The organism is Streptomyces sp. 2P-4, assembly GCF_030167965.1.
Classification (GTDB): Bacteria; Actinomycetota; Actinomycetes; order Streptomycetales; family Streptomycetaceae; genus Streptomyces; species Streptomyces globosus_A.
In genome coordinates, this window is the sequence record NZ_CP095011.1 from 4,673,945 (window position 1) to 4,698,696 (window position 24,752).

Sequence of the window (24,752 nt, forward strand, 5' to 3'; positions counted from 1 at the left end):
GGTGAGCGCCCTGGCCGACCGCACCGACGACCGCTGGGACGACGGCCTGATCGCCCGCTCGCGCCCCGTCCCCGACGAACCGGACGGCGAGGACGGCGACGAGGGCGACGACGCGCTCGTCCGCGCGCTGTCCGGCGCCGGCAGCGACGGCGGCCGCACCCCGCCGCCCCCGCTCAGCCCCGAGGCGCAGGCCCTGCGCTCCCGCCTGGAGGCGCTGCGCCAGCTCGTCGCGCTCTCCCGGACCCGCCTCGACGGCCAGACGCTCGCCGAGGCCGGGCGCGTCCTGGACGAGGCGGCGGCCCGCCGGGGGCTGTCCGCGCAGCACACCGTCGTCGCGATCGCCGGAGCCACCGGAAGCGGAAAGTCCACCCTCTTCAACGCCCTCGCCGGAGTGCAGATCTCCGAGACCGGGCTGCGCCGGCCGACCACCGCCGCGCCCATCGCGTGCAGTTGGTCCGACGGCGCGGCGGGGCTGCTGGACCGGCTGGAGATCCCCGGGCGGCTGCGCCGCCGCCCGCGCGAGACGCCCGAGGCGGAGGCTCTGCGCGGCCTGGTGCTGGTGGACCTGCCCGACCTGGACTCGGCGCTGGGCGTCCACCGCGACCACGTCGACCGCGTCCTCGCCCTCGTCGACGCCGTCGTGTGGGTCGTCGACCCGGAGAAGTACGCGGACGCGGTCCTCCACGAGCGGTACCTGCGGCCGCTCGCCGGGCACGCCGAGGTGACGTTCGTCGTGCTCAACCAGGTCGACCGGCTGCCCGGCGAGGCTGCCGACCTCGTCCTCGACGACCTGCGCCGGCTGCTCGACGAGGACGGCATCGCCCTCGGCGAGCACGACGAGCCCGGCGCCACCGTCCTCGGACTGTCCGCCCTCACCGGGGAGGGTGTCGGTGAGCTGCGGGAGCTGCTCGGCCAGTTCACGCAGGAGCGGGGCGCGGCCACCCGGCGCATCTCGGCCGACGTCGACCGCGCCGCCGGCCGGATGCGGCCCCTGTACGTCGCCGCAGGCCACCCGGGGGCGGAGATCTCGGAGCAGGCGCGCGCCGAGTTCGAGGACCGGCTCGCGGAGGCGGTCGGGGCGAGCGCGGCCGGCCTCGCCGCCGAACGGGCCTGGCGGCGCAACGCCGGGAAGGCGTGCGGGACGCCCTGGCTGCGGCTGTGGCGCTGGTACGAGAACCGGCGCTCCCCGCGCACCCTGTCCGGGCTGGCGGCGCTGGCGGCCATCGGCGGGCGGGGCGCCGCCCAGGCCGCGGAGCCGCAGTCGCCGGCCGAGGCGGAGGTGACGGCCCGGCAGCGGGTGGAGCAGGCGGTCCGGGCGGTCGCCGACGCCGCGGCGACCGGGCTGCCCGACCCGTGGGCGCAGGCGGTGCGCGAGACCGCGGTGCGGGGCGGGGAGCAGCTTCCCGAGATGCTGGACGAGGTCGCGCTGACGCTGGGGCCGGCCGCTGCGCCGCCCGGCACCAAGCCGCCGCGGCCCGCGTGGTGGCCGGCGGCGGTGCTCGCGCAGGCCGCGATGACACTCCTGCAGATCTATGGCGGATTGTGGCTGGTGGGGCAGATCGTGGGCGTGCTGCCGCCGCACCTGCTGCCGCCGGTGCTGCTGATGGCGTCGGGAATCGTCGGCGGGCCGCTGGTGGAGTGGGCCTGTTCGCTCGCGGCCCGTGGACCTGCGCGGCGGTACGGGCAGGACGCGGAGCGGCGGCTGCGCCAGGCGGCGGCCGGCTGCGGGCGGGCGCGGGTGCTGGAGCCGGTGGCCGCGGAGCTCCTGCGGTACCGGGAGGTGCGCGAGCAGTACGCGGCGGTGGCGAGGTTGTCCACATCCCGCGCGTAATCCACAGGCTCAACCGGAACTTATGGGTCCGGGCGAGTCTGGTCATGCCCGTGCGGAGAGGCCGCGCGGGCACGACGAGGGGAGGCGGCCGCCGTGAACGACACACTGGTGACGCTCGTGGGGTATGTGGCCACGCAGATCGACTACAAGGAAACCGCGAACGGGCCGTCCGCACGGTTCCGATTCGCCGTCACGCCGAGGTATTTCGACCGCCGGAAGGACGCTTGGACGGACGGGGCCACCAGCTTCTACACGGTGTGGGCCCGGCGCACGCTCGCGGTCAACCTGACCGGTTCCGTTTCGGTTGGGGAACCGCTCGTCGTGCACGGCCGGCTGCGGGTGCGGGACGACCCGCCCGACGCGGAGGGGAACCGCTGGTTCTCGGCGGAGATCGACGCGACCGCCATCGGGCACGACCTCAACCGCGGCACCGCCGCGTTCCGCAGGATCACCAGGGCGGAGCCCGCACTGATGGTCACTCAGAAGGCGGCGGTGGTCTGAGTGTTCGATGAGGCTAGGATTCCCCAATACTCACGGGCACCTGGGTCCTTGGCCCGAAGGGGAAGACTGTGTCGATTGGCGTTCCCGCATCCTCCGCTTCATATTCCGCTTCCGCTGCTGCGGCTGATCCGCTACCTGATCCGCTGCGTGCCGCGGCCCGCGCTGCGGCCCCGGGGGCGGGCCCCGCAGCGGCCCGCCCCCCGAGACCCGGCGGCGAAGCGGCCCCTGCGTCGGGACGCGGCGCGGCGCGCCGCCCGCTGGCCGCCGCGCTGCTCGCCGCGGCCCTCACCGCCGCGCCCGGCGCCCGCGCGGCCGCCGACACCGGCCTGCCCGCACCCCGGACCCAGGAAGGCGCCGGCGCCGTCCTGGACGGACTCAAGACGTACGGGCAGGCGGTCCTGCGCGCTGCCGACGGCTCGGTCCGGCAGATCCCGGCCGGGCTGTACGAGATGCGGGTCGACGGCGGCGGCACCCTCCAGACGTACGGGGTCGGGGTGGCCGGCCACGCCCAGCCCCACGCCCGTTACACCGAGAGCGCGTGGGGCGGCAGCCCCCTGGCCGGGAACGCCGAAGCGGGCCGCATCCGCTGGGTCCTGGAGCACTCCTACCCGCAGCTGAACGACCTCGCCGGACTCGCCAAGGCCGCCGGCGCCGGCGCGCTCACCGCGGAGAGCGCGGCGGCCGGCACCCAGGTGGCGATCTGGCGGCTCGCCGACGGCGCGAACGTGGAGGCGGCCGACCCGGCCGCCGAGAAGCTCGCCGACTACCTCCAGCGGTCCGCCGGCCGGCTGCCCGAGCCGCCGGCCTCGCTCGGGCTGGACCCGGGCAGCGTGTCCGGCCCGGTCGGCGGCAGAATCGGCCCGGTCACGGTCCGTACGGGCGCCCAGAGCGTGTCCGTCGCCCCCGACGCGGCGGCCGTCGCGATGGGCGTGCGCATCGTCGACGCCGAAGGCAAGCCGGTCACGGCCGCCGCCAACGGCAGCCGGCTGTACTTCGAGGTGCCCGCCGGCACCCCCGACGGGACTGCCTCCGTCACCGTGCAGGGCTCGACGAAGGTGCCGGTCGGGCGCGTCTTCACCAGCGGCCTGCCGACCCAGGCCCAGATCGTCGCCGGCTCCAGCGCCTCCGCCGTCACCGCGCAGGCCACGGCGCTCTGGCCGGAGGCCGTCGTCACCGAGGCCGGCGCCGCAGGCGACACCACCGTGGCGAACCCGGCCGTTGCGGACACCTCCCCGGAACCCACCCCCGAGGAGGAACGCCTGGCCACCAGCGGCAGCTCCGCCGCCACCCCGGTGATCGCCTCCCTGGCGGTGGGCCTGGTGGTCCTGGGCGGCCTGGTGGTCCTCCTGGTCCGCAAGCGGCCGCTGGACGAGGAGGAGGGCGCGTAGGGAGATAGCCGCTCCTTACGGTGCTGCCGCGCCGCCGACACGGCAGCACCGGCCCCGGGTCGGGCCCGTCGCCGACGCCCTCGGCCGGCTGCGGGTCGGCTGTACGGGGGCTGAGGGGAAGCGGACCGGTTCCGGGGCGGCGGGCCGGGGTAAGCGCGTGGAGTGGCGGATCATGAGATGACCTTGCGGGGGACCGCAGCGCGGTGGGACCGGGCGCTGTTCGACGCTGTGGCACGGCACCACTGGCCCGGTGGGGAGCGGGTGCTGCCGCGCCTCGGGCGGGCCGCCAACCACGGGGTGCTGTGGGGAGGGACGGCCCTCGCGATCGCCGCGTTCGGCTCCGCCCCCGCCCGCAAGGCGGCGCTGCGGGCGAGCGCCTCCCTGGCGCTGGCCTCTGCGACGATCAACACCGTCGGCAAGTGGTCCGTACGCCGGCGCCGGCCGCTGCTGGACGGGGTGCCGGCGGTGCGGCAGCTCTCCCGGCAGCCGCAGACCACGTCCTTCCCGTCCGGGCACTCGGCGTCCGCTTTCGCCTTCGCCACCGGGCTCGCGCTGCACGCGCCCGCCCTGGGCGCCGCGGTGGCCCCCGTCGCCGCGTCCGTGGCGTTCTCCCGGGTCTACACGGGGGTGCACTACCCGTCCGACGTGGCCGCCGGCGCGGCCCTCGGGGTGGTCGCCGGGTTCGCCGTCCGCCGCATCGCGCAGCGGATGGAGGGCGCGCGGGCCGTCCCCGGCGACGAGCCGGAGGCCGTCGACGCGCCCGCCCTGCCCGACGGGGAGGGGCTCGTGGTGGTCGTCAACGCCGGGTCCGGCAGCGCGGCCGAGGCCGGGCTCGACGTCCTGCGGGAACGGCTGCCCAAGGCGGAGGTCGTCGAATGCGAGGGCCCCGAGCTGCGGCGCGAGCTGACCGCCGCCGCGGGCCGGGCCGCCGTGCTCGGGGTGTGCGGGGGCGACGGCACCGTGAACGCCGCCGCCACCGCCGCCCTGCGGGCCGGACTGCCGCTCGCCGTGTTCCCCGGCGGCACCCTCAACCACTTCGCGCTGGACCTCGGCCTGGCCGGTGCCGAGGAAACCTGCCGGGCCATCGCGGAAGGCCGCGCCGTCAAGGTCGGCGTGGGCCGCTTCACCCCCGGCCCCGAACCGGTCGCCGCCCCCGGCCCGGATCCCGATCCCGATCTCGAGCCCGGCGCCGCCCACGCGCCCGCCCGCGCCGCGGGGGCCGATCCGGCCGCGGGCGCCGGCGGCGGGGCACCCGCCGGGTACTTCCTCAACACCTTCAGCATCGGCGCCTACCCGGAGCTGCTGCGGCACCGGCTGCACTGGGCGCCCCGCATCGGCGGCGGCCCGGCCATGGTGCTGGCGGCCTGGCGGGTGCTGCGCACGCAGCGCCCCGTGCGGCTGCGGCTCTCCGGCCGGCCGCGGAGCGTCTGGCTGCTCTTCGCGGGGAACGGCACCTACCACGGCACCGGCCCCGCCCCGCGGCGCCGCGACAGCCTCGCCGAGGCCCTGCTCGACGTCCGCCTCGTGCACGGCGGCGGCCGCCCCGGGCCCCGGCTTATCGCCGCCGCGTTCGCGGGGCCGCTCTCCCGGTCCCCCGTCCACACCGCGACCCGCCTGCCGCACCTGCGCATCGACGACGTCCCGCCCGGCACCCCGCTGGCGTACGACGGCGAGTACGCCCGGGCAGCGCGGTCCCTGGTCGTCGACACCGTCCCGCACGCGCTGACCGTCTACCGCCTCGGCTGACCGGCCGGTCGGCCTGCCGCCGGATGCGCCATGCTGCGGCTTCGCCCCAGACCAGCGCCGTGGGCCGGGGCTCCGGGGCCACTGGTTTCCGCCTCGGGGTGGACGGCTGGCAAGATGGGGTGTATCTGCCCATCATCGATCTGCCGGACGGTTTCTCTTGGCTGAGTTCATCTACACCATGCGCAAGACGCGCAAGGCGCACGGCGACAAGGTGATCCTCGATGACGTCACCCTGAACTTCCTGCCCGGCGCGAAGATCGGTGTGGTCGGCCCGAACGGCGCCGGTAAGTCCACCGTTCTGAAGATCATGGCGGGCATCGAGCAGCCCTCCAACGGCGACGCCTTCCTGTCGCCCGGCTACTCCGTCGGCATCCTCATGCAGGAGCCCAAGCTCGACGAGAGCAAGACCGTCCTGCAGAACGTCGAGGACGGCGTCGCCGAGATCAAGGGCAAGCTCGACCGGTTCAACGCCATCGCCGAGGAGATGGCCACGAACTACACGGACGAGCTCATGGAGGAGATGGGCAAGCTCCAGGAGGACCTCGACCACGCCAACGCGTGGGACCTCGACGCCCAGCTGGAGCAGGCCATGGACGCGCTGGGCTGCCCGCCCGCCGACTGGCCCGTCAACAACCTCTCCGGTGGCGAGAAGCGCCGCGTCGCGCTCTGCAAGCTGCTGCTGGAGGCGCCCGACCTGCTGCTCCTCGACGAGCCCACCAACCACCTCGACGCCGAGTCCGTGAACTGGCTGGAGCAGCACCTCGCCCAGTACAAGGGCACCGTCGTGGCGATCACCCACGACCGCTACTTCCTCGACAACGTCGCCGAGTGGATCCTCGAGCTCGACCGCGGCCGCGCCCACCCCTACCAGGGCAACTACTCCACCTACCTGGAGAAGAAGGCCGAGCGCCTCAAGGTCGAGGGCAAGAAGGACGAGAAGCGCCAGAAGCGCCTCAAGGAAGAGCTGGAGTGGGTCCGCTCCAACGCCAAGGGCCGCCAGGCCAAGTCCAAGGCGCGCCTCGCCCGCTACGAGGAGATGGCCGCCGAGGCGGAGAAGATGCGGAAGCTGGACTTCGAGGAGATCCAGATCCCGCCGGGCCCGCGCCTGGGCTCGATCGTCGTCGAGGTCAACAACCTCTCCAAGGCCTTCGGCGAGAAGGTCCTCATCGACGACCTGTCCTTCACGCTGCCCCGCAACGGCATCGTCGGCATCATCGGCCCGAACGGCGCGGGCAAGACCACGCTGTTCAAGATGATCCAGGGCCTGGAGAAGCCGGACTCCGGCGAGATCAAGGTCGGCGAGACCGTCAAGATCTCGTACGTCGACCAGGGCCGCTCCAACATCGACCCGAAGAAGACGCTGTGGGCCGTCGTCTCCGACGAGCTGGACTACATCAACGTCGGCCAGGTCGAGATGCCGTCCCGCGCGTACGTCTCCGCGTTCGGCTTCAAGGGCCCGGACCAGCAGAAGCCGGCCGGCGTGCTCTCCGGCGGTGAGCGCAACCGCCTCAACCTGGCGCTCACCCTCAAGCAGGGCGGCAACCTGCTGCTCCTCGACGAGCCCACCAACGACCTCGACGTCGAGACGCTGTCGTCCCTGGAGAACGCGCTGCTGGACTTCCCCGGCTGCGCCGTGGTCGTCTCCCACGACCGCTGGTTCCTCGACCGGGTCGCCACGCACATCCTGGCGTACGAGGGCGACTCGAAGTGGTTCTGGTTCGAGGGCAACTTCGAGTCCTACGAGAAGAACAAGGTCGAGCGGCTCGGCCCGGACGCCACCCGTCCGCACCGCGCCACCCACAAGAAGCTCACGCGAGGCTGATACCGGCCATGGCCAGACACCACTACCGTTGCCCGCTGCGCTGGGCGGACATGGACGCCTTCGGGCACGTCAACAACGTCGTCTTCCTCCGCTACCTGGAGGAGGCGCGGATCGACTTCATGTTCCGCCTGGCGCCGGGCGAGGGCAGTGACTCGTTCACCGGCGGCTCCGTCGTCGCCCGGCACGAGATCGACTACAAGCTGCCCCTCGTGCACCGGCACGAGCCGGTGCTCGTCGAGTCCTGGGTGACCCGCATCGGAGCCGCGTCCCTGACCATCCGCTACGAGGTCAAGGACGAGGCGACCGAGGACCGGCCCGAGACCGTGTACGTGCGCGCCGAGACCGTGGTGGTGCCCTACAACCTCGCCGAGGGGCGGCCGCGCCGCATCACGGACGAGGAGCGGTCCTTCCTGGAGGAGTACCTCGACGAGCCGGCGCCGGCGAAGTCGAAGGACAGGGCGAAGGCCTCCGAAGGGCGCCTCGCGGCATGACCGGGCTGCTGCGCTTCGCCGATCCCGGGGAGGCGGCGGACCTCGCCGCCTTCCTGGGCCGGCTGGTGCACTACGACCGCGCCGCCGCGGTCCGCCTCCAGGCGGGCGGCGGCGCGCTCGCCGTCTTCGGCCGGCCGCCGTCCTTCGACGTGCTGGCCGTCCGCACGGTCAGACTCGCCGAGCCGGTCGCCGCACCCCTCGACGTCACCGTCTCCGCCGGCGAACTGCTGGAAGCGGTCGACGAGCACTCCGCGGGCGCCCTGGTGCCCGCCGCCGTCACCGGCCCGCCCTGGGCCGGGGTGCTGCCGCCCCGCGGCGGCTGGCTGCCCGTGCCCGGACTGCCCGGACCCGAGGCCATGAGGGCCGCCGTGGCCCGCTCCGTCGCCGAGTTCCGGGCCCGTGACGAGGCCCTCCCGCCGCAGCACCGGACCCGCTCCGAGCGGGACCGCATCGGCCGCGACATCTGGTCCCGCGCGCTCGGCGACACCGAGCTCCCCCTGCGCGCCGTGCACGCCGCGCACTCCCTGGGATTCCTGCGCCCGGCCCGCGCCGCGGTCCCGGCCGCGCCCGGAGCGGGCGCCGCACCGGCCGACGCGGTCGCGCTGCTGGCCTCCGGGGGCTGGCTGCGGCTGCGCACCCCGTACGGCTCCGTCGCGCTGCGCCGCCCCGGCGCCGCCGGCGGGCTCGGCGCCCTCCAGTTCCGGCCCGTCTAGACACTCCTGGACGGGCCATGCCACCGGCCCCGCTCAGTCCGCCGTGTTGACCATCGAGGCGGCCGCGTACGTCAGGTAGCGCCACAGCTGCGCCTCGTGCTCCGGGGCGAGGCCGAGCTCGTCCACCGCGACCCGCATGTGCGCCAGCCACGCGTCGTGCGCCGCGGAGTCCACCCGGAACGGGGCGTGCCGCATGCGCAGCCGCGGGTGGCCGCGGTTCTCGCTGTACGTCGTCGGGCCGCCCCAGTACTGCATCAGGAAGAGCGCGAACCGCTCCTCGGCCGGCCCGAGGTCCTCCTCCGGGTACATCGGACGCAGCAGCGGGTCTTCCGCGACCCCCTGGTAGAAGCGCCGGACCAGGCGGCGGAAGGTCTCCTCGCCGCCCACCTGCTCGTAAAAGGTCTGCTCCTGGAGCGTGCCGCGCGGATTCTCATTCACCCGACCATCGTCTCAGACGCCCGGACGGAGGACGGAGGTCTTAGGACCAGCGCTCGCCTCACGGGGCCCGGCGCAGCACAGTGGACCCATGGGCGCACCAGCACCGCACTCCGGACGCACCGGGCACACCGGAGACACCGGGCACGCCCGGCCCCGTGCCCGCCGCACGGCGCACCCCGTCGAGGAAGAGGGCGCGCGGGACCTGCGCGGGGCGGCGCACGCCGCGCAGGTGCGCGAACTGACCGCGGCGGGGGTGCTGGACGACCCCGCCTGGCGGGCCGCCTTCGCGGCGGTGCCCCGGCACGTCTTCGTCCCCTGGTTCTTCACGGTCCGCGGCGCGGGGCACGAGCGGCTCTGGGGCGAGGACCCTGACCCGGCCCGCCGCGCCCGCTGGCTGCGCGGGGTGTACCAGGACGCCCCGCTCGCGACACGGCTGCGCGACGGCGAGCTCGTGTCCTCCAGCAGCCAGCCCTCGCTGATGGCGAAGATGCTCGCCGCGCTGGACGTGCGGGACGGGGACCGCGTCCTGGAGATCGGGACGGGCTCCGGCTACAACGCGGCCCTGCTCTGCCACCGCCTCGGCGACCACCTGGTCACCACGGTCGACCTGGACGAGGAGATCACCGAGTCGGCGCGGGCGCACCTGGCCGCGCTCGGCTACCGGCCGGCGGTGGTCACCGGGGACGGGGCGCGCGGGTGCCCGGCGCGGGCCCCGTACGACCGGATCCTCGTGACGTGCACCCTCCCGCGGATCCCGCACGCGTGGCTGGGCCAGTGCCGGCCCGGGGCGCGGATCCTCGCCCCCCTGTCGACCGGGCTGATCGCACTGCGGGTGCGGGACGCCGACTTCGCGGAGGGGCGGTTCCTGCACACCCCGGCGTACTTCGTCCCGCTGCGCGGGGCGGTGGCGCGGGCCCCGGGGGAGACCCCGGGGCAGGGGATCCCGTACGAGCTGGTGGAGAACGAGCGCTTCCAGTTCATGCTGGGGCTGACCGGGGGCGCGCTGCACCCGCGGGAGGCCCTGGACCTGTGGCGGGCGGAGGGGCGGCCGGCCCGGGAGCGCTTCGGGGTGACGGTCGCCGCCGGCGGGCAGTGGGCGTGGCTCGACGACCCCCAGGGTCCCTACGTGTGGCCCCTGGGGGAGGACGAAGACGCCGGCCGGTGAGCGCGGGCCCCGCCGGGGGGCCGTCAGCCGCGGCGGATCGTGATCGTGGTCCAGGCGCCGACGTGGACGCGGTCGCCGTCGGAGAGCGGCACCGGGACGTAGGGCTGGATCGGGTCCTCGCCGCCGTTGATGGTGGTGCCGTTGGTGGAGTTCTGGTCCACGACCGCCCAGCTCAGGTCGGGCTGCTGGACCAGCACCGCGTGCTGGTGGGAGACGCCCGGGTCCTCCGGCGGCACCGACAGGTCGATGTCGGGGGACTCGCCGGTGGAGCCGCGGCGCCGCCCGATGGTGACCTGGCCGCCCGACAGCGGAACGTGCTGCTCCGGGGAGTACGCGGGCAGGTTCAGCCGGCCCGCCTCCGGGCCGCTGCGCTGCATCATCGCCAGGAAGTACGAGCGGTCGGGGGCGATCGTCACCGACCAGGAGCCGCCCCCGCGGGGCGGGAAGGGCTGCTCGGCCTCGGGCTGGTGGTGCGCCTGCTGCTGGTGGGGGTGCTGCCGGGGCGGCTGGTACTCGTACGCGGGCTGCTGCCGGTACGGCTGCTGCGGCGCCTGCTGCTGCTCGTGCGAGGGCGGCGGCAGCAGCCAGTCGTCCTCACGGGACAGCGGCTCGGCCGGCCGGTTCACCCGGGACGGCCGCGAGCCCTGGTACTCGAAGGGGTCCTGGGGGAAGGACGCGGGGGACGGCGCGGGCGGCGGGGGAGGTGTCCGCATCCCGGTGCCCCCGGTGAGCCCCTGCTCCGGGCCGGCCGGCGGCTGGTACGGGGTGGCCGAGCGGGTCAGGAAGTTGTACCGGCACTCCTCGCAGAACGGCGCCATGGCCTCGCGCGGGGTCCGGCACTGCGGGCACAGCTCCGCCTGGGCGGTCGGCTCACCGGCGGTGGGAGGGTAGCCGTAGCCGTAGGAGGGTGACGACGCGGACGACGCCCCCGCGGCGGCAGCCATGCGGTGGCCGCAGACCTCGCACCAGTCGTCGGAGGCGGACTGGTGCCCATTAGGGCAGGTCGGCATGGCGGCTCTTCCCCCTTCAGCCTGCCTCGTCGCGGCAGGTCCTCTCAGGTCTTCTTGACTCGGACGGTCTTGGTCGAACGCGTTTCGAGCGTCATCTCGTCGGCGTCCGCAACCTTCGCTTTCAGCCGCACAGTACCCGCCGCGGCATCGACGACATCCACCACCTTCGCCAGCAGGCGGGCCGTGTCCGCATTCCCGGAGACGCTCGCGAGTTGCACCGCTCGCCCCAGCTTGGCCGTGGCACCATCGACATCGCCCAGTTTGCGGGCTTCCAAACCCTGTTGGATAGCCTGCGCGAGCTCCGCCTGTCCTGTGTAGTGCGCGACCTGCGGACTGATGGCCGTGGAGGCCGCCGGATCGGCCGTCCACACCGCCCGGACCAGACCCTGGCCGAGCACGGACGGCGGCCCGCCCGCCGCGCCCGGCAGGACGAGGGAGGCGCGGGCGGCCAGCATCTCCTGGCCGACGGCCGCCGGGGGGACGTGCACGCACACGTGGTACTCGCGGCTCTCGTCGCCCCAGGAGCCCGTCGGGTAGTCGCCGGTGCGCGGGCCGGCCTCGGTGCGCCGGCCGCTGAGGTCCTCGACGCTCGGGGAGACCTGCTTGACGTACCGGACCTCCGCGCCGACCGGGGTCCACAGGCGCAGGGCCACGTCGGCGACCTCCTTGCCCATGGCCTTCTCCATCATGAGCGTGAAGTCCTCGGTGAGGCGGGCGGGGTCGGCGACGATGTCGGCGGACCCGAGCAGGGCGCTCGCGATGCCCTTGACCTCCTTGACCTCCCAGTCGGTTCCCACGCCGCGGGCGTCGCAGGTGAAGCGGCCCGCACAGGACTCCAGGACGGCCTGCAGGGCGGCCGGGTCCTCGTGCTCGTTGCGGCCGTCGGTGAGCAGGATGCCGTGCCGGATCGCCGCGGGCGACTGGCGCAGCAGGCCGTCGGCGAGGCGCAGCCAGGTGCCGATCGCGGTGCCGCCGGAGGGGGCGAGGCCGCCGAGGGCCTCCTTGGCGCGGGCCCGGGAGGCCGGGTCGGCGACGGCGAGGCGGCCCTGCCCGGGGTAGACCTCGCGGGCGGTGTGGGTGCCGGCGATGACGGCGAACCAGGTGCCGTCCCGGAGGGTGTCGATCGCGGCGGCGGTGGCCTCGCGGGCGCCGCGCATCTTGTCCGGCGGGTACTCCATGGAGCCCGAGCAGTCGACCATGACGACGACTGCGGCCGGGCCGCGGGCCGCGGCGGCGCGGGTGGCGGCCGCGCCGCCGGTGGAGGTGACCGTGAGGATGGCGTGCACCTCGCGCCCGCCCTCGGGGAGGAACTCGTTCTGGTACACCTCCACGCTGAAGTGCGGGGCGCTCGGCTTGGCGAAATTCGCCATGGGCGGGACTCCTCGGGTCCTGGGCAGGGCTGGGGGAGGGACTCACCTGTGCTGTTCGCGGAGGGACGGGCCGGCCCCGCGGGGGCGTGCGGCCGGGCCGGCGGACCCGGACCGGCCGGTTCAGGCCCGGGGGTGCGCTTGTGCTTCCGCATCCCCTCGCGGGGACGCGTCCGCGGCGGGGCCGTCGGCGGGCGGGGCCGCGAACGGCACCACGGCCACGGTGACGTTGTCGTGGCCGCCGCCGTCGAGGGCGTGCCCGACGAGGACCTGCGCGCTGTGGAGGGGGCGCACGGCCGCGTCCGCGGGCAGCACCCGGGCCATCTCGACGGCGGACTCGGCGTAGTTCCACAGGCCGTCGGTGCAGACCACGACGACACCCGCGTGGTCCGGCCGGAAGGTGGCCGTGTGCGGCTCCAGCTCGTACGCGTCCGCGCCGAGCCAGCCGGTGATGGCGTGTGCGCGGGCGTCGGCGTACGCCTCGGCCTCGCCCATCAGGCCGGCCGCGACCATCTGCGCCGCCCACGAGTCGTCCTCGGTCAGGCGCCGCGGGAGGGCCCCGCGGTCGTCCGGGACCCAGTAGGCGCGGCTGTCGCCGACCCAGCCGATGGTCAGCAGGCCGCCGCTCACGACGGCTCCGACCAGGGTGCACGCCGGGGCGTTCTGCGCGCCGGGGGCCTCCGGGGCGAGGGCGGTCACGGCGTCCGCCGCGGCCAGGATCGCCCGGTGCATGGCCTCCTGCGGGTGGGTGCCGCGGGGGAGGGCCTCCAGCAGGGCCTCGTTCGCCGCGGCGGCCGCGGCGGCCGAGGCGTCGTCCGGCCGGCTGGCCGAGGACACGCCGTCGCACACGATGGCGACGGTGGCGGTGGAGCCGTCGGCGAGGGCCGTGGCGGCCACCGCGAAGGAGTCCTCGTTGCGGTGGTGGCGCAGCCCGCGGTCGCTGACCGCGGCGACGCTGCCGAGCTCCTCCTCCAGGTGGTCGCGCTCCCGCGGCTGGGCGTGGCCGCAGTGCTCGCAGTAGCCGTCGGTGTCGACCCGGCCGGCCCGGCAGGCGACGCACGTCTTCTTGGCCGCCGCCTCATGGCCGGGCGGGGTGCTGCCGTACGGGGCCTCGGCCGCGGGCGGGGCCCACGGGGAGGCGCCGGGCGCGTCGGGGCCGCCGTACGGCCGGTCGTGGCGCGTCTCGCCGCCCCCGTACGCGAGGTCCTGCGCGCCCGCCGGATCCGCAGGCCCGGACAGGGCAGGGGCAGCATGCTCCGGTGCGGGGACGGGGACGGGGACGGGGACGGGGAGGGCTCGGGCTCCGGGGCGGAGGCCGGGCCGGCGAGGTGGTAGCCGTCGCCGGCCCACCCGGTCGCGGCGGAACCGGCTCCGGTGTCCTGCGCGGCCCCGCCGCGGCCCCACGCGGCGGCAGCCGGCGCGGCGGGGGCCGCGGGCTCCGGCGCCGCAGCCGGCGCGTCCTGCGGGCCGGAGCCCGCCGCGTCCCACGCGGGGGCGCCGCCCGCCGGCCACGGCGGGGCCGGGGGCCGGCCCGGCGACACGGCCGCCCGGGCCGCCGCCGAGGCGGGCGCCGGAGCCAAGGAGGGCAGGGCCAGGGTCGGGTCGTCCGCCGGCAGGGGCGGCGGGAACGCGCAGACGGGGGAGCCGCAGTAACCGCAGAAACGGTCCCCCTCCTCCAGGGGCTCCGCGCAGCTGGGGCAGCCAGACGGCCGATGCATCGACATCACTCACACCCACGTCCGGGGACGGAGACGGTTGGCCCGCTCCACCAGTTCGATCCTGTCCTCACCGCGCTGCGCCAGCCGCGCGAGGACGCGGTACGAGCGCTCCAGGCCGAAGCGCAGGCCCCGCTCGTCCAGTTGACTGCCGAGCAGCGTGGTCCGGCCGGGGTCCGTCCCCCGGCTACCCGACAGTACCCAGTCCAGGGCCGAGCCCAGAACCTCCGCCGACAGCCGTTCCTGCCGCTCCGCGTCCAACCCGAGCCGCTCCAGCGCCTCCACCTGCGCGGCAGCCGCCACCAGATCGGGAAGCAGGGCCTCTCCCGAAGAGCGGTCGCGCAGACGTGCCCGTACCGCCGCCACCCGGGCGGCCGTGTAGTGGATGGAGGACTCCGGGACGGACTCCAGGGTGCGCACCGCCGCCTCGCGGTCCCCGGCGGCCAGTTGGACCCGGGCCAGGCCGAACGCGGCACTCACGAAACCCGGATCGGTGGCCCACACGAGCCGGTAGTACTCGGCCGCGTTGTCCAACTGCCCCAGGATCTCCGCGCACAGACCGAGCGCCAGCTTCGGCGCGGGCTCGCCGGGGAAGGCGTCGTACACCGCGTCGAAGGACAGGGCGGCGACCGCGTCCTCCCCGCCGGCCAGCGACACGACGCCCCGGGCCCACACCACCCGCCAGTCGTCCGGATACGCGGCCTCCAGCTCGGCCAGGGCGGCACCCGCGGCGGCGGTCCGGCCCAGCTCCAGCCGGGCGCGCAGCGCCCGCAGGCGCAGCTCGACCGAGTCCGCCGGCGCCGCGGCCAGCGCGGCCGGCAGGTCGGCCGGGGCGGAGGTCAGCAGTCCGGCGAGGAACCCGGCGTTGGGGTCGCCCGGGTCGACCAGCGGCAGCGGCAGGGCCAGGGCCATCTCGCGGGCGTCCGCGGCAGCCCGCCGAACGGCCGCCGCCCCTGCTGCCGGACCGCCGGCCGCGGCCTCCGGACGGGCGGCGGCCGCGGCTCCGGCCGCCGCCGACGGGGCGCGGCGGGGCGCCGGGACCGCACTCGCCCGGTGGGTCGCCTCGACCCCCAGGGGCGCCGCGGCCGGGACCGCCGCGGCGGCCGCGGCGACTGCCGGAGCCGCGGCCGCAGATCCCGGCGCGGGCGCGCCGGGATCCCGTTCCGCCGCGGCGGACCGCGTACCCCGGCCGGCGAGGCCGAGCAGGCGGGCGAGGACCGGGCCGTGGCCCGCCACCGGCCGCGCCCCCAGCCGGGACACCTCGGCGTCCGCGGCGTCCGCGAACAGGCGCGTGTCCGGGACCCGCAGCTCCGGCCCGAACAGCGTCGACAACTGCGGGCGCGGGCGGCCCGTCTGCAGGGCGACGACCTCCCGCAGCACCCCCGTCAGCTGGTCCGCCATCTCCTGCGCGGACGAGAACCGCCGCCCCGGATCCGGATCCGTCGCCCGCACGAGCAGCCGGTAGAACGACTCGTACCGCCGGAACACCTCGATGTGCTCCGGATCCGGCAGCGAATCCGCGAACACGGTGGTGTAGCCCTGGAAGTCGAAGGTGAGGACCGCCAGCGTCCGCGCCACCGTGTACAGGTCGGAGGCGACCGACGGCCCCGCCTCCGCGACCTCCGGCGCCTGGTAGCCGACCGTGCCGTATATCGCCGACTCGGCGTCGTCCATCCGGCGCACCGCGCCCATGTCGATCAGCTTCAGCTGGTCCTGCTGCTGGATCGCGTTGTCGACCTTGAAGTCGCAGTAGAGCAGGTTCCTGCTGTGCAGGTGCCCGAGCGCCTCCAGCGCCTCGATCCCGTACGCGCAGGCCTGCTCCACCGGGAGCGGGTCGCGGCGCCCGTCCGGCCGGCGCCGCCCGTTCGCGATCTCCTTCAGCGACTTGCCGCCGACGTACTCCATGACTATGTACCCGTCCAGCGAGCCGGTCCGCTGGTCCAGGTGTTCCACGAAGTTGTAGATCCGCACGATGTTGGAGTGCTCGATCTCCGCGAGGAACCGGCGCTCCGATATGGCCGCGGCCATCGCGTCCTGGTCGCCGGTGTCCAGCAGGCCCTTGAGGACCACCCACCGGTCGGACACGGCCCGGTCCACCGCCAGGTACACCCAGCCCAGGCCGCCGTGCGCCAGGCAGCCCGCGACCTCGTACTGCCCGTGCACGACGTCGCCCGGGCGCAGCTTCGGCACGAAGGAGTACGGGTGCCCGCACTTGGTGCAGAACCCCTCCGTCCGGCCCTTCCGGTCGCCGCGCGCGCGACCCACCGGGGCCCCGCAGTCGGAGCGCGAGCAGAACCGCTTGCGCTCCGGCACCTCCGGGTTCCGCAGGACGGCCGCAGACGGGTCCGGGCGCGGCACCTCGGGCACGCTGACCAGTCCGGCCCCGAGCCGGCTGCGGCCCGACGAGCCGGCCGACGAGCCCGAACTGCGCACCGAAACCGACCGGTTCGACGCCACGCCCGCCAGCCGGCCGGACACCGAGCGCCGCGACGACGACGAGCGCGACGAGCGCGACGAGCGGGACGAGCGCGCGGACGCCGATCCGGCGGAGCGCGCCGAGGACGATCCGGACCGGCCGGAGCCCTGCGAGCCCCGCGGCTCGGGACGCCGGGCCGGGTTCGCCATGCCCGTCGGCTGCGAGACCAGATCCGCGGCACCGCCCGGCGCGGCACGTCCCGGCGCAGCGCCTCCCGGTCCCGCAGCGCCCGGTCCCGCAGCGCCCGGTCCCGGCAGCCCCGGCCCGGCAGCGCCCGCCGCCGGAACGCCCGGTTCCGTGATGGCGGGCGCCAGCCCGCACGTCCCGCAGTACAGCCCGCCGCCGCCCATGTCCTCGTACGCCCCCGGGCAGCCGGGGCGGGCGCACGCGGTCCCGACCTGGCTCATGCGTCCTCCCCTCCCGGCCCCGAGGGCCTGTCCTGCTGCGGGGCCAGCGCCTCTGCGGCCGCCTGCTGGTAGCGCAGCACCGCCTGCTCGGCGGCCCGCAGGTCGCACGGCGCGCTCCACAGCATCCGCCGCGCCGCGTCGTACCGCTCGACCAGCACCACGTCCTCCGCGAGGCCGTGCCGGGCGACCTTCGCCCGGTAGGCGTCCAGCCGGCCGCGCAGCTCGGCGCGCACGGCCAGCGGAGCCGTCACCGCGGTCAACGACTCGCGGGCCCGGCAGAGTTCCTCCTCGGCCCGCTCCTCCAGCGCGTCCAGCAGCGGCGACAGCCGGTGCCAGCGCGCGGTGCGCCGGTACTCGGCGGCCAGTGCCAGCTGCTCCTGCAGCGCGGTCGGCGGACCGCTCACCGCCGGCACCTCGGACGCCGCGATCTTCGCCAGCACCTCGGTGCGCGCGGCCCGGGCCTCCGCCAGGGTCCGGTCGGCCCGGGAGAGGACGTCCCGCAGGGCGACCAGCCGCTGCTCGGCGTCCTGCCGGACGGCCAGCACCGCCTCGACCTCCCGGCGTACGTCCTCCAGTGCGAGCGCGGCCCGGTCGTAGCGGCCGGTGTCCGGGCGGCCCCCGCCCGGCGCGGAGCTGCCCGCGGCCGGCTGCCAGAACGCCAGCGGGTCGGCGACGACCTGCTCGCGCAGGTCCGCCAGCTCGGCGGTGATCGCCTCCAGGTCGTCGCCCGCGGGGTGCTCGCCGGGGCGGACCCCCACCGAGTGGGCCAGCGAGCGGGTGCGCCGCAGCTCCGCCGCCAGCAGGTCGATCCGGGCCGGCAGCGCCGACCACACCGCGTCGGCGGCGACCACCACGTCCAGGGAGCCCGCGTACAGCTCGTTCATCCTGGCCACCAGCTCGGCCAGCGACCACCGCTCCGCCAGGCCCGCGCCGTCGGCCGCGGCGCCGGCGATGTGCACGCCCGGCCCGCGCAGCCGCTCCGTCAGGTCGACCAGGTCGTCCCGGCTGAGCCAGCGCCGCCGCTCCCGGATGGCACGGGCCGCGGCGAGTGCCCCGCTGTAGGCGTCGAAGTACGTCCACAGCCGGGTGATGGCGGCGTCGGCTGCGGCCCAGCGCTCCTTGGTCACCCCGGCCAGGTCGGCGCCCTCCAGCAGGCGCCGCCCCGCGTGGTCCTGGAGCGCGAGGAGGGAGGTCTCGACGGCCTCGTGCTCCGCCCCGAGCCGGGCCAGCGCACGGTCGACGCCGTCCCGGTCCATCAACGCCGACTGCGCCTCCAACGACCGTGCCTCCACCGGCCCCGCCTCCGCTCCTGCGCCGTCCCGCCGGGAATCCCCGGTGTCCGGCTCCGATTCTTCCCCGCCGGCGCGGCGTACCCCTGCCACCGCCGTCAGTCCCGGTACTTGGGGGCGGGCGGCCCGGCCACGCCGGGCAGCACGGGCCCCAGGTGGCGGGCGTACGCCTGCATCCACGGGCTGCCGCCACCGCCGGCGCGGTAGTCCTCCAGCACCTTGTTGACCCGGCGCACCAGGTCCGGGGCGTCCCGGTGCATGGCCACCCCGTAGAACTCCCTGGTGAACGGCGACCCGACGAGCCGCACCGAGGGGTCCTGCGCGGCCTGCCCGGCGGCGAGCGCGTTGTCGGTGATGATGCCGTCCACCTCGCCGAGTTGGAGCCGGACCAGGCAGTCCAGCTGGTTGGGGACGCTCACCGGGACCGCCCCGTACGCCTGGGCCTTCAGGGCGGTCTCCGCCGTCGATCCGGCCGCGGTGCAGATGCGGCGGTCCTTCAGCGAGGCGTCGTACCCGGTGATCGGGGAGCCCTTCGGCGCGAGGACCTGCTGTCCGGCCTCGAAGTACGCCGTCGAGAACGCGACCTCCTCCAGCCGCTTGCAGTTGATCGTCATGGTGCGGACGACGACGTCCACCCGGCCCTCCTGGAGGGCCGGTATGCGCTGGTTCGTCGGGATGGCCCGGTAGATGACCGCGTTCTCGTCGCCCAGGATGTCCTTGGCGATCGCCCGGACCAGGGCTATGTCGAAGCCGTCGAGGCGGCCGTCGACCGGGTTGCGGTACCCCCACGCGAAGCTGTTCTGGTCCACGCCGGCGACGAGCTTGCCCGCCTTGCGGATCCGCTCGATCGTCGGGCCGTCGCCCGCGGACGGGCGCAGGCTGGCCTCCGGGTCCGGGCAGGTGTCGGTCAGCGTCCACGGCGCCTGCGGGACGGCCGCGACGGAGCCGGGCGGGCGGACCGCGCCCGGCGGGCCGTCATCCGGGGCCGCCTGGGCCAGCGGCAGCAGCACGGCAGCGGTCACCGCGCAGGCCGCAGCCATCGCGCTGACCCCGCCCCAGCCGCGCAGCCGCCGGGCGAGCCGGCGCATCCGCGGCGGGCGGGTCCCCCCGCCTGCCGGGCCGCCGCCGCGGGGGGCCTCGTCCTCGCGCCTCACGCCTGTCCGCATCGCTGTCACCTGTACTCCGAAAGCCGGCGCCCGATGCCGAGGAGCACCGCCGCGGCGCCGGCGACCGCCAGGGCCGCCGAACCCGTCACCAACCCGCCGAACGCGCCCAGCCCGGACCGGGCGGCCCGCGTGAACTCCGCCTGCTCGTGCGCCAGGGCCCGCTCCAGGGAGGCGTCGACCGTGTCGAACGCCGCCCCGCTGCTGTCCTTGTGGTCCTTGCCCCCGATGACCTGCGGCAGGGCCGCCTGGTAGTCGCCCCGCAGGTCCGTCTCGCGGGCCGCCGCGTGCCGCTGCTTCCACTGCCGGACGGCGTCCGCGGCGCTCGCGACCGGCTCGCGGCCCTTGCCGTCGTCCGCGAGGCGCAGCGCCTTCTCCAGGCCCGCGTCGAGGTCCTTCATGTTGGCCGCGAAGTCCACGTCGTACTTGTCGGACCTGTTGTCGTCGGCGAGGACGGCGCCGCGCCCGATCAGCGTCAGGTTCTCGTTGGCGCGGGCCTGGAGCGCGGCGATCCGCGCGTCTGTCAACACCTTGAGCGACTCCTGCCCCTCCGCCCGCGCCTCGGCCAGGGACGAGCGCGCCACCGCGTGCCCCGCGGCCAGCCACAGCAGCGCCACCAGGGTGGCGGCCGTCGCTGCGACGAGGCCGCGGTTGAAGACCCGGTTCGTCCGCCGGTAGTTGCGGTGCTGCGCCCACGCCAGCGCCGCCAGGGCGAGGATCCCGGCGCCGAGCGAGGCCAGCGGCAGCGAGCGGGCGTTGTCGTAGTCCTCGTACAGCCGGCCTGTCTCCGCCTCGTACAGCCGCTGCGCGGCCGGCAGCAGCTGGGTGCTCATCTGCTCGTTGGCGTACCGCAGGTAGGCGCCGCCCAGCGGCAGGCCCTGCCGGTTGTTGGCACGGGCCTGCTCGATCAGGCCGGTGTAGCGGGGCAGCTGCTCCCCGAGCAGGGTGATCTGCCGACGGGACGCGGCGTCCTCCCCCGCGTTCGCCGCGGCGCTGACGAGCAGCCGGGAGGCGCCCGCCATGTCCTTCTCGTACCGCTGCCGCACCTCGCGCGGCTCGTCCGCGCCGGCGAGGAACCCGCTCGACGACGCCGTGTCGGCGTCCGCGAGGGAGCGGTAGATGCTCGCCGCGTCCGCACTGAGCGGCTGGCTGCGGCCCACCACGTCCTCTGCGGAGCCGACCCGGTCGGCGACCTCCCACACCGTCACCGCCCCGAACAGCAGGACCAGTCCGGCGACGAGCGCGCCGATGATCCGCAGCCGGCCCGGCTCGGTGGTCGCGGCGGCGCGGAGCCGCTCGACCCCCTCGGCCCAGGCGGTGCCGGGCCCGGGAGGACCGGTCGGCGGCCCTGCGGCCGTGCCGCCGGCGCCGCCGGCCGGCGCGGGCGCGCGTGATGTGATGGCCACCGTGACCTCCCCCTCGGTCCTCCATGCTCCGCAGCAGTATGGCCGGAGCGGCGGCCGGCCACAGCACCCGGTGTCCGATCCCGGACGCTCCCCTCCCGGTGCGCGGTCGGCGCCGCCTCCGCCACGCCCTCACCGTGAATACGTCCGCGCCACCGACACGGTTCCAGACGCAGGCCGCTCCCGGGCGGGTTCACCCGAAATGGGCACGCAGCGCTGCCCTTGCGGCCACCGGCGCACCGGCCGCGTCCAGCCCGAGCAGCGCCGCGCCGAGCACCGGCGGCGCCTCGACCACGCGGACGGCGGCGAGCGGCGCCCGCTCCGCCAGCCCGGCCGCGATCCGGGCGTCGAGCCGCCGGTGCCCGGCCGTCAGCACGCCGCCGCCGAGCAGGACCGGCGCCCGCGCCCCCAGCAGGTCCAGCCGGGCCAGCGCCACGGCCGCCATCGCGACGACCTCGTCCGCCTGCCGGTCCACGAGCGCGGCGGCCACCGGATCGCCCGCCTCCGAGGTCTCGAACAGGACCGGCACGAGCTCGTGGATCCGCCGCTGCGGCAGCTCCCCCAGGTGCAGCGCCTCGACCAGGGCCGCCATCGAGCCCAGGGCGAAGTGCCGCGGCAGGGCCCGGGACAGCCCGGTCGGCTCGCCGCGGCCGTCCTCGGCCCGCGCCGCATGCCACAGGGCCTCCTGCGCCAGGTGCACGCCGCCGCCCCAGTCCCCGGAGATCCTGCCGATCGCGGGGAAGCGGGCCGTGCGGCCGTCGGGCAGCATGCCCGCGCAGTTGATGCCGGCACCGCACACCACCGCGACCCCGGCCGGGGCGTCCGCGCCGGCCAGCCCGGCCCGCAGGACCGCGAAGGTGTCGTTCCGTACGAGTACCCGGTCGGCCGCGGCCCAGCGGCGGGCGGCGATCACCCGCGCGAACCGCTCCTCCTCCACGGGGAAGTCCGCGTTCGCCAGGCACGCCGAGACGCGGTCCGCGTACGGGGGCCCGCCGCGGAGCCCGGCTGCGGCGGCGGCCGCGGCGACGGCCCGCTCCAGCTCGTCCACCGCCGCCTCCGTCCCCGTCAGCTGCGGCTGGAAGCCGCCGGAGCGGCCCCGGCCGAGGACGCTGCCGTCGGCGGCGACCAACGCGGCGTCGGTCTTGCTGTTGCCCGCGTCGACAGCGAGGACGGCCGCCGGGCCGCCCCCGGCCCCGGTCGGCCCGCCCCCGGCGCCCATGGGGCGGCTCACGCCCACGGCAGGTACTCCTTGTTGTGCGCGAGCAGCCGGTCCGCGAGCCCCGCCGCCCGGTCGAACTGGCCGATCAGCGGGTGCGCCAGCAGCGCCCGGAACACCCGGTCGCGTCCGCCGCGCAGCGCCGCCTCCAGCGCCAGCTCCTCGTACGCGGCCACGTGTCCCACCAGCCCCGCGTACAGCGGGTCGAGCCGCGGCGCCGGGAGCGGAACCGGCCCCGACCCGTCGACCCGGGCCTGCACCTCGACGACCGCGTCGTCGGGGAGGAAGGGCAGCGTCCCCCGGTTGCGGGCGTTGACGACCTGCACCGATCCGGGGCCGGCCCCGGTGCCCAGGAGCGCCGACGCCAGGTCCACGGCCGCCTCCGAGTAGAAGGCCCCGCCCCGCGAGGCCAGCAGCGCAGGCTTCTCGTCGAGGGAGGGGTCCGCGTACAGGGCGAGCAGCTTCCGCTCCATGGCGGCCACCTCGGCGGCCCGGGAGGGCTTCGCGCCGAGCTCCCGGACCACTTCGTCGTGCGCGTAGAAGTAGCGCAGGTAGTAGGAGGGGACGGCGCCGAGCCGGTCCAGGACCTCCCGCGGCAGCCTCAGCTCCGCGGCGATGCGGTCGGCGTGGTCGGCGAGCAGGCCGGGCAGCAGGTCCTCGCCGTCCGGGCCGCCCTTGCGGACGCCGAGCTCCCAGGTGAGGTGGTTGAGCCCCACGTGGTCGAGGTGCAGCTCGGCCGGCTCCGTGCCGAGCATCGCGGCGAACCTGCGCTGGAGCCCGATGGCGACGTTGCACAGCCCGACGGCCCTGTGGCCGGCGTCCAGCAGGGCGCGCGTGACGATCCCGACCGGGTTGGTGAAGTCGATGATCCAGGCGCCGGGGCTGGTGCGGCGCACCCGCTCGGCGATGTCCAGGACCACGGGGACCGTGCGCAGCGCCTTGGCGAGGCCGCCCGCGCCGGTGGTCTCCTGGCCGAGGCAGCCGCACTCCAGCGGCCACGTCTCGTCGCGGAGCCGGGCCGCCTGCCCGCCGACGCGCAGCTGCAGCAGGACCGCGTCGGCGCCGTCGACGCCCGCGTCGAGGTCGGCGGTGGTGGTGATGCGGCCGGGGTGGCCCTGCCGGGCGAAGATCCTGCGGGCCAGGCCGCCGACGAGCTCCAGGCGGTCGGCAGCGGGGTCGACCAGCACCAGCTCGGCGATCGGGAGGGTGTCGCGCAGCCGCGCGAAGCCGTCGATCAGCTCGGGCGTGTAGGTGGACCCGCCGCCCACCACTGCCAGTTTCAAGGTCACGTTCGCCAGCCTTTCACTCCGGTGGAGGGGTACGGGGTCAGCGGCGCGAGGTGTCGAAGACCTCGTCGCGCGTGGTGGCCAGGGCGGATTCCAGGGCGCCGCGCAGCACCGGCCGCTCGCGCACGCCCCCCGGGACCAGGCGGGGCGCGGAGGGGGCGAGGTCGGCCAGCTCGGCTTGGACCAGGTCGCGCAGGGCCGCGCCGCCGGCGTCGGTGACCGCGCCGGAGAGGATGACGAGCTCCGGGTCCAGTACGGCGACCAGCGCGGCCAGTCCCGTCGCGAGCGCGGTGGCGTACCGCCGCAGCAGCCGCAGCTGCGCGCCCTCGGGTTCGGCGGCGGCGCGCCGCAGCAGCGCGGCGGCCGCGGCGGCCTGCGCCGCGCCGCCGGCTCCGGCGGCGGGCCCGCCGGCCGGGGCGGCGCGAGGCCGAGCCCGGCGGCCAGGGCGACCACCGCGCCGGCGCCGGCGAGGTCCTGGAAGCCGCCTGCGCCGACTCGGGCCGCCTGCCGGACCAGCGGCCGCCCGGGCACGGGCAGGAACCCGACCTCGCCCGCCCCGCCCGTCCGGCCGCGGTGCAGCCGCCCGCCGAGCACCACCGCGGCGCCGAGGCCCGCCCCGTTCCACAGCAGGACGAAGTCGTCGTGTCCGCGGGCGGCGCCGAGCCGCTGTTCGGCGACCGCGGCGAGGTTCACGTCGTTCTCGTAGCCGACCGGCACGGACAGCGCCGCGGCCAGCTCCTCCGGCAGGGCGGGGGACTGCCACCCGTCCGGCAGGTGGCCTGCGTGGCGCAGGATGCCGGTGCGCCGGTCGAAGGATCCGGGCAGGGCGATCACCGCGCGGCGCAGGTCGCCGCGGCCGAGCCCGGCGGCGGCCAGCGCGCCGTCCAGGGCCCGGGAGGTCTGCCCGGCCGGGCCGCCGCTCCCGGCGCAGGGGACCTCGCTGCTGCCGACGACCCGGCCCGTCAGGTCGGCGACGGCGGCGGTGATGCGGTCGGGTGTGACGTCCAGTCCGGCGACGCGCGCGGCGGCCGGGTTGACCCCGTACAGGCGGGCGCCGGGCCCGGGCCGGCCGGTGGTGGTGCCGGCGGCCACGACGAGCCCGGCGGCTTCGAGGCGCGCCAGCAGCTGGGAGGCGGTGGGCTTGGAGAGGCCGGTGAGGCTGCCGATCCGCGTGCGGGAGAGGGGGCCGTGCGCCAGCAGCAGGTCGAGCGCAGCACGGTCGTTCATGGCGCGCAGCACGCCGGGCGTTCCGGGGGCCGGGCCGGCCATGGGCGCTCTCCCTTGCTCAGGGCAACTGTTGGGAAAGTTTCCTGTCGGACGGGGGG

17 protein-coding genes and 2 pseudogenes are annotated in these 24,752 nt (G+C 76.2%); 8 read left to right on the top strand and 11 right to left on the bottom strand.

The features are described from left to right. Position 1 precedes the first annotated feature (1 nt). The 7 genes from MUK52_RS20645 (at position 2) to MUK52_RS20675 (ending at position 8,492) form a co-directional block, all read left to right on the top strand. Complete coding sequence (locus tag MUK52_RS20645) at positions 2-1,831, top strand: GTPase (protein ID WP_114057617.1); 1,830 nt, start codon at positions 2-4, stop codon at positions 1,829-1,831. Between the two features lie 93 nt (positions 1,832-1,924). Continuing rightward, entirely contained in the window at positions 1,925-2,332 is a 408-nt protein-coding gene (locus MUK52_RS20650) for a single-stranded DNA-binding protein (protein ID WP_284578966.1), read from the top strand. A 68-nt stretch (positions 2,333-2,400) separates the two neighbouring features. Further along, the gene (locus MUK52_RS20655; protein WP_284578968.1) at positions 2,401-3,720 is read left to right on the top strand and encodes a TQXA domain-containing protein; all 1,320 of its coding nucleotides are present in this window, start codon (positions 2,401-2,403) and stop codon (positions 3,718-3,720) included. Positions 3,721-3,897: 177 nt separating this feature from the next. Further along, a complete protein-coding gene (locus tag MUK52_RS20660) occupies positions 3,898-5,466 on the top strand; it encodes a bifunctional phosphatase PAP2/diacylglycerol kinase family protein (protein ID WP_114057615.1) in 1,569 nt (522 codons plus the stop codon). A gap of 157 nt (positions 5,467-5,623) precedes the next feature. Then, positions 5,624-7,288 carry an energy-dependent translational throttle protein EttA gene (gene ettA / locus MUK52_RS20665; protein ID WP_114057614.1) on the top strand — a complete coding sequence of 555 codons (1,665 nt, stop codon included), beginning with the start codon at positions 5,624-5,626 and terminating at the stop codon, positions 7,286-7,288. A gap of 8 nt (positions 7,289-7,296) precedes the next feature. Continuing rightward, positions 7,297-7,779, top strand: coding sequence for an acyl-CoA thioesterase (locus MUK52_RS20670; protein ID WP_114057613.1), 483 nt, complete (start codon positions 7,297-7,299; stop codon positions 7,777-7,779). Next, positions 7,776-8,492 carry a DUF8010 domain-containing protein gene (locus tag MUK52_RS20675; RefSeq protein ID WP_284578974.1) on the top strand — a complete coding sequence of 239 codons (717 nt, stop codon included), beginning with the start codon at positions 7,776-7,778 and terminating at the stop codon, positions 8,490-8,492. Before MUK52_RS20670 ends, MUK52_RS20675 begins: the two co-directional genes overlap by 4 nt. A 33-nt stretch (positions 8,493-8,525) precedes the next feature. Here MUK52_RS20675 and MUK52_RS20680 read toward each other — a convergent pair whose 3' ends face one another. After that, entirely contained in the window at positions 8,526-8,930 is a 405-nt protein-coding gene (locus MUK52_RS20680; protein ID WP_114057611.1) for a globin, read from the bottom strand. Positions 8,931-9,018: 88 nt separating this feature from the next. Between MUK52_RS20680 and MUK52_RS20685 the strand changes: the two genes are divergently transcribed. Further along, positions 9,019-10,095, top strand: a complete 1,077-nt coding sequence (locus tag MUK52_RS20685) for a methyltransferase domain-containing protein (protein WP_114057610.1) — start codon at positions 9,019-9,021, stop codon at positions 10,093-10,095. A gap of 23 nt (positions 10,096-10,118) precedes the next feature. On the opposite strand, the gene MUK52_RS20690 is transcribed toward MUK52_RS20685, so the two are convergent. From MUK52_RS20690 to MUK52_RS20735, 10 genes and pseudogenes are all read right to left on the bottom strand, one after another. Beyond that, positions 10,119-11,105 carry an FHA domain-containing protein gene (locus MUK52_RS20690; protein WP_284578978.1) on the bottom strand — a complete coding sequence of 329 codons (987 nt, stop codon included), beginning with the start codon at positions 11,103-11,105 and terminating at the stop codon, positions 10,119-10,121. A 44-nt stretch (positions 11,106-11,149) separates the two neighbouring features. Continuing rightward, positions 11,150-12,475 carry a vWA domain-containing protein gene (locus MUK52_RS20695; RefSeq protein WP_114057608.1) on the bottom strand — a complete coding sequence of 442 codons (1,326 nt, stop codon included), beginning with the start codon at positions 12,473-12,475 and terminating at the stop codon, positions 11,150-11,152. 120 nt (positions 12,476-12,595) lie between these two features. Continuing rightward, positions 12,596-14,196 (bottom strand): annotated as a pseudogene (locus MUK52_RS20700) (PP2C family protein-serine/threonine phosphatase). Positions 14,197-14,199: 3 nt separating this feature from the next. Beyond that, positions 14,200-17,070 (bottom strand): serine/threonine-protein kinase, encoded by a 2,871-nt coding sequence (locus tag MUK52_RS20705; protein WP_114057606.1) that lies wholly within the window; start codon positions 17,068-17,070, stop codon positions 14,200-14,202. Further along, positions 17,067-18,326 carry a hypothetical protein gene (locus MUK52_RS20710; RefSeq protein ID WP_114057605.1) on the bottom strand — a complete coding sequence of 420 codons (1,260 nt, stop codon included), beginning with the start codon at positions 18,324-18,326 and terminating at the stop codon, positions 17,067-17,069. The genes MUK52_RS20705 and MUK52_RS20710 overlap by 4 nt, the downstream gene beginning before the upstream one ends. Positions 18,327-18,457: 131 nt before the next feature. Further along, positions 18,458-19,447: a glutamate ABC transporter substrate-binding protein gene (locus MUK52_RS20715; RefSeq protein WP_284581741.1), complete on the bottom strand. Its 990-nt coding sequence runs from the start codon at positions 19,445-19,447 to the stop codon at positions 18,458-18,460. Between the two features lie 83 nt (positions 19,448-19,530). Further along, a complete protein-coding gene (locus MUK52_RS20720; protein WP_284578982.1) occupies positions 19,531-20,928 on the bottom strand; it encodes a GlnX family signal transduction membrane protein in 1,398 nt (465 codons plus the stop codon). A gap of 190 nt (positions 20,929-21,118) precedes the next feature. Next, complete coding sequence (locus MUK52_RS20725) at positions 21,119-22,144, bottom strand: N-acetylglucosamine kinase (RefSeq protein WP_114058914.1); 1,026 nt, start codon at positions 22,142-22,144, stop codon at positions 21,119-21,121. Positions 22,145-22,152: 8 nt separating this feature from the next. Then, the gene (locus MUK52_RS20730) at positions 22,153-23,424 is read right to left on the bottom strand and encodes a 6-phospho-beta-glucosidase (protein WP_284581742.1); all 1,272 of its coding nucleotides are present in this window, start codon (positions 23,422-23,424) and stop codon (positions 22,153-22,155) included. Between the two features lie 43 nt (positions 23,425-23,467). Next, a pseudogene (locus tag MUK52_RS20735) lies at positions 23,468-24,696 on the bottom strand (ROK family transcriptional regulator). Positions 24,697-24,752: the final 56 nt, after the last annotated feature.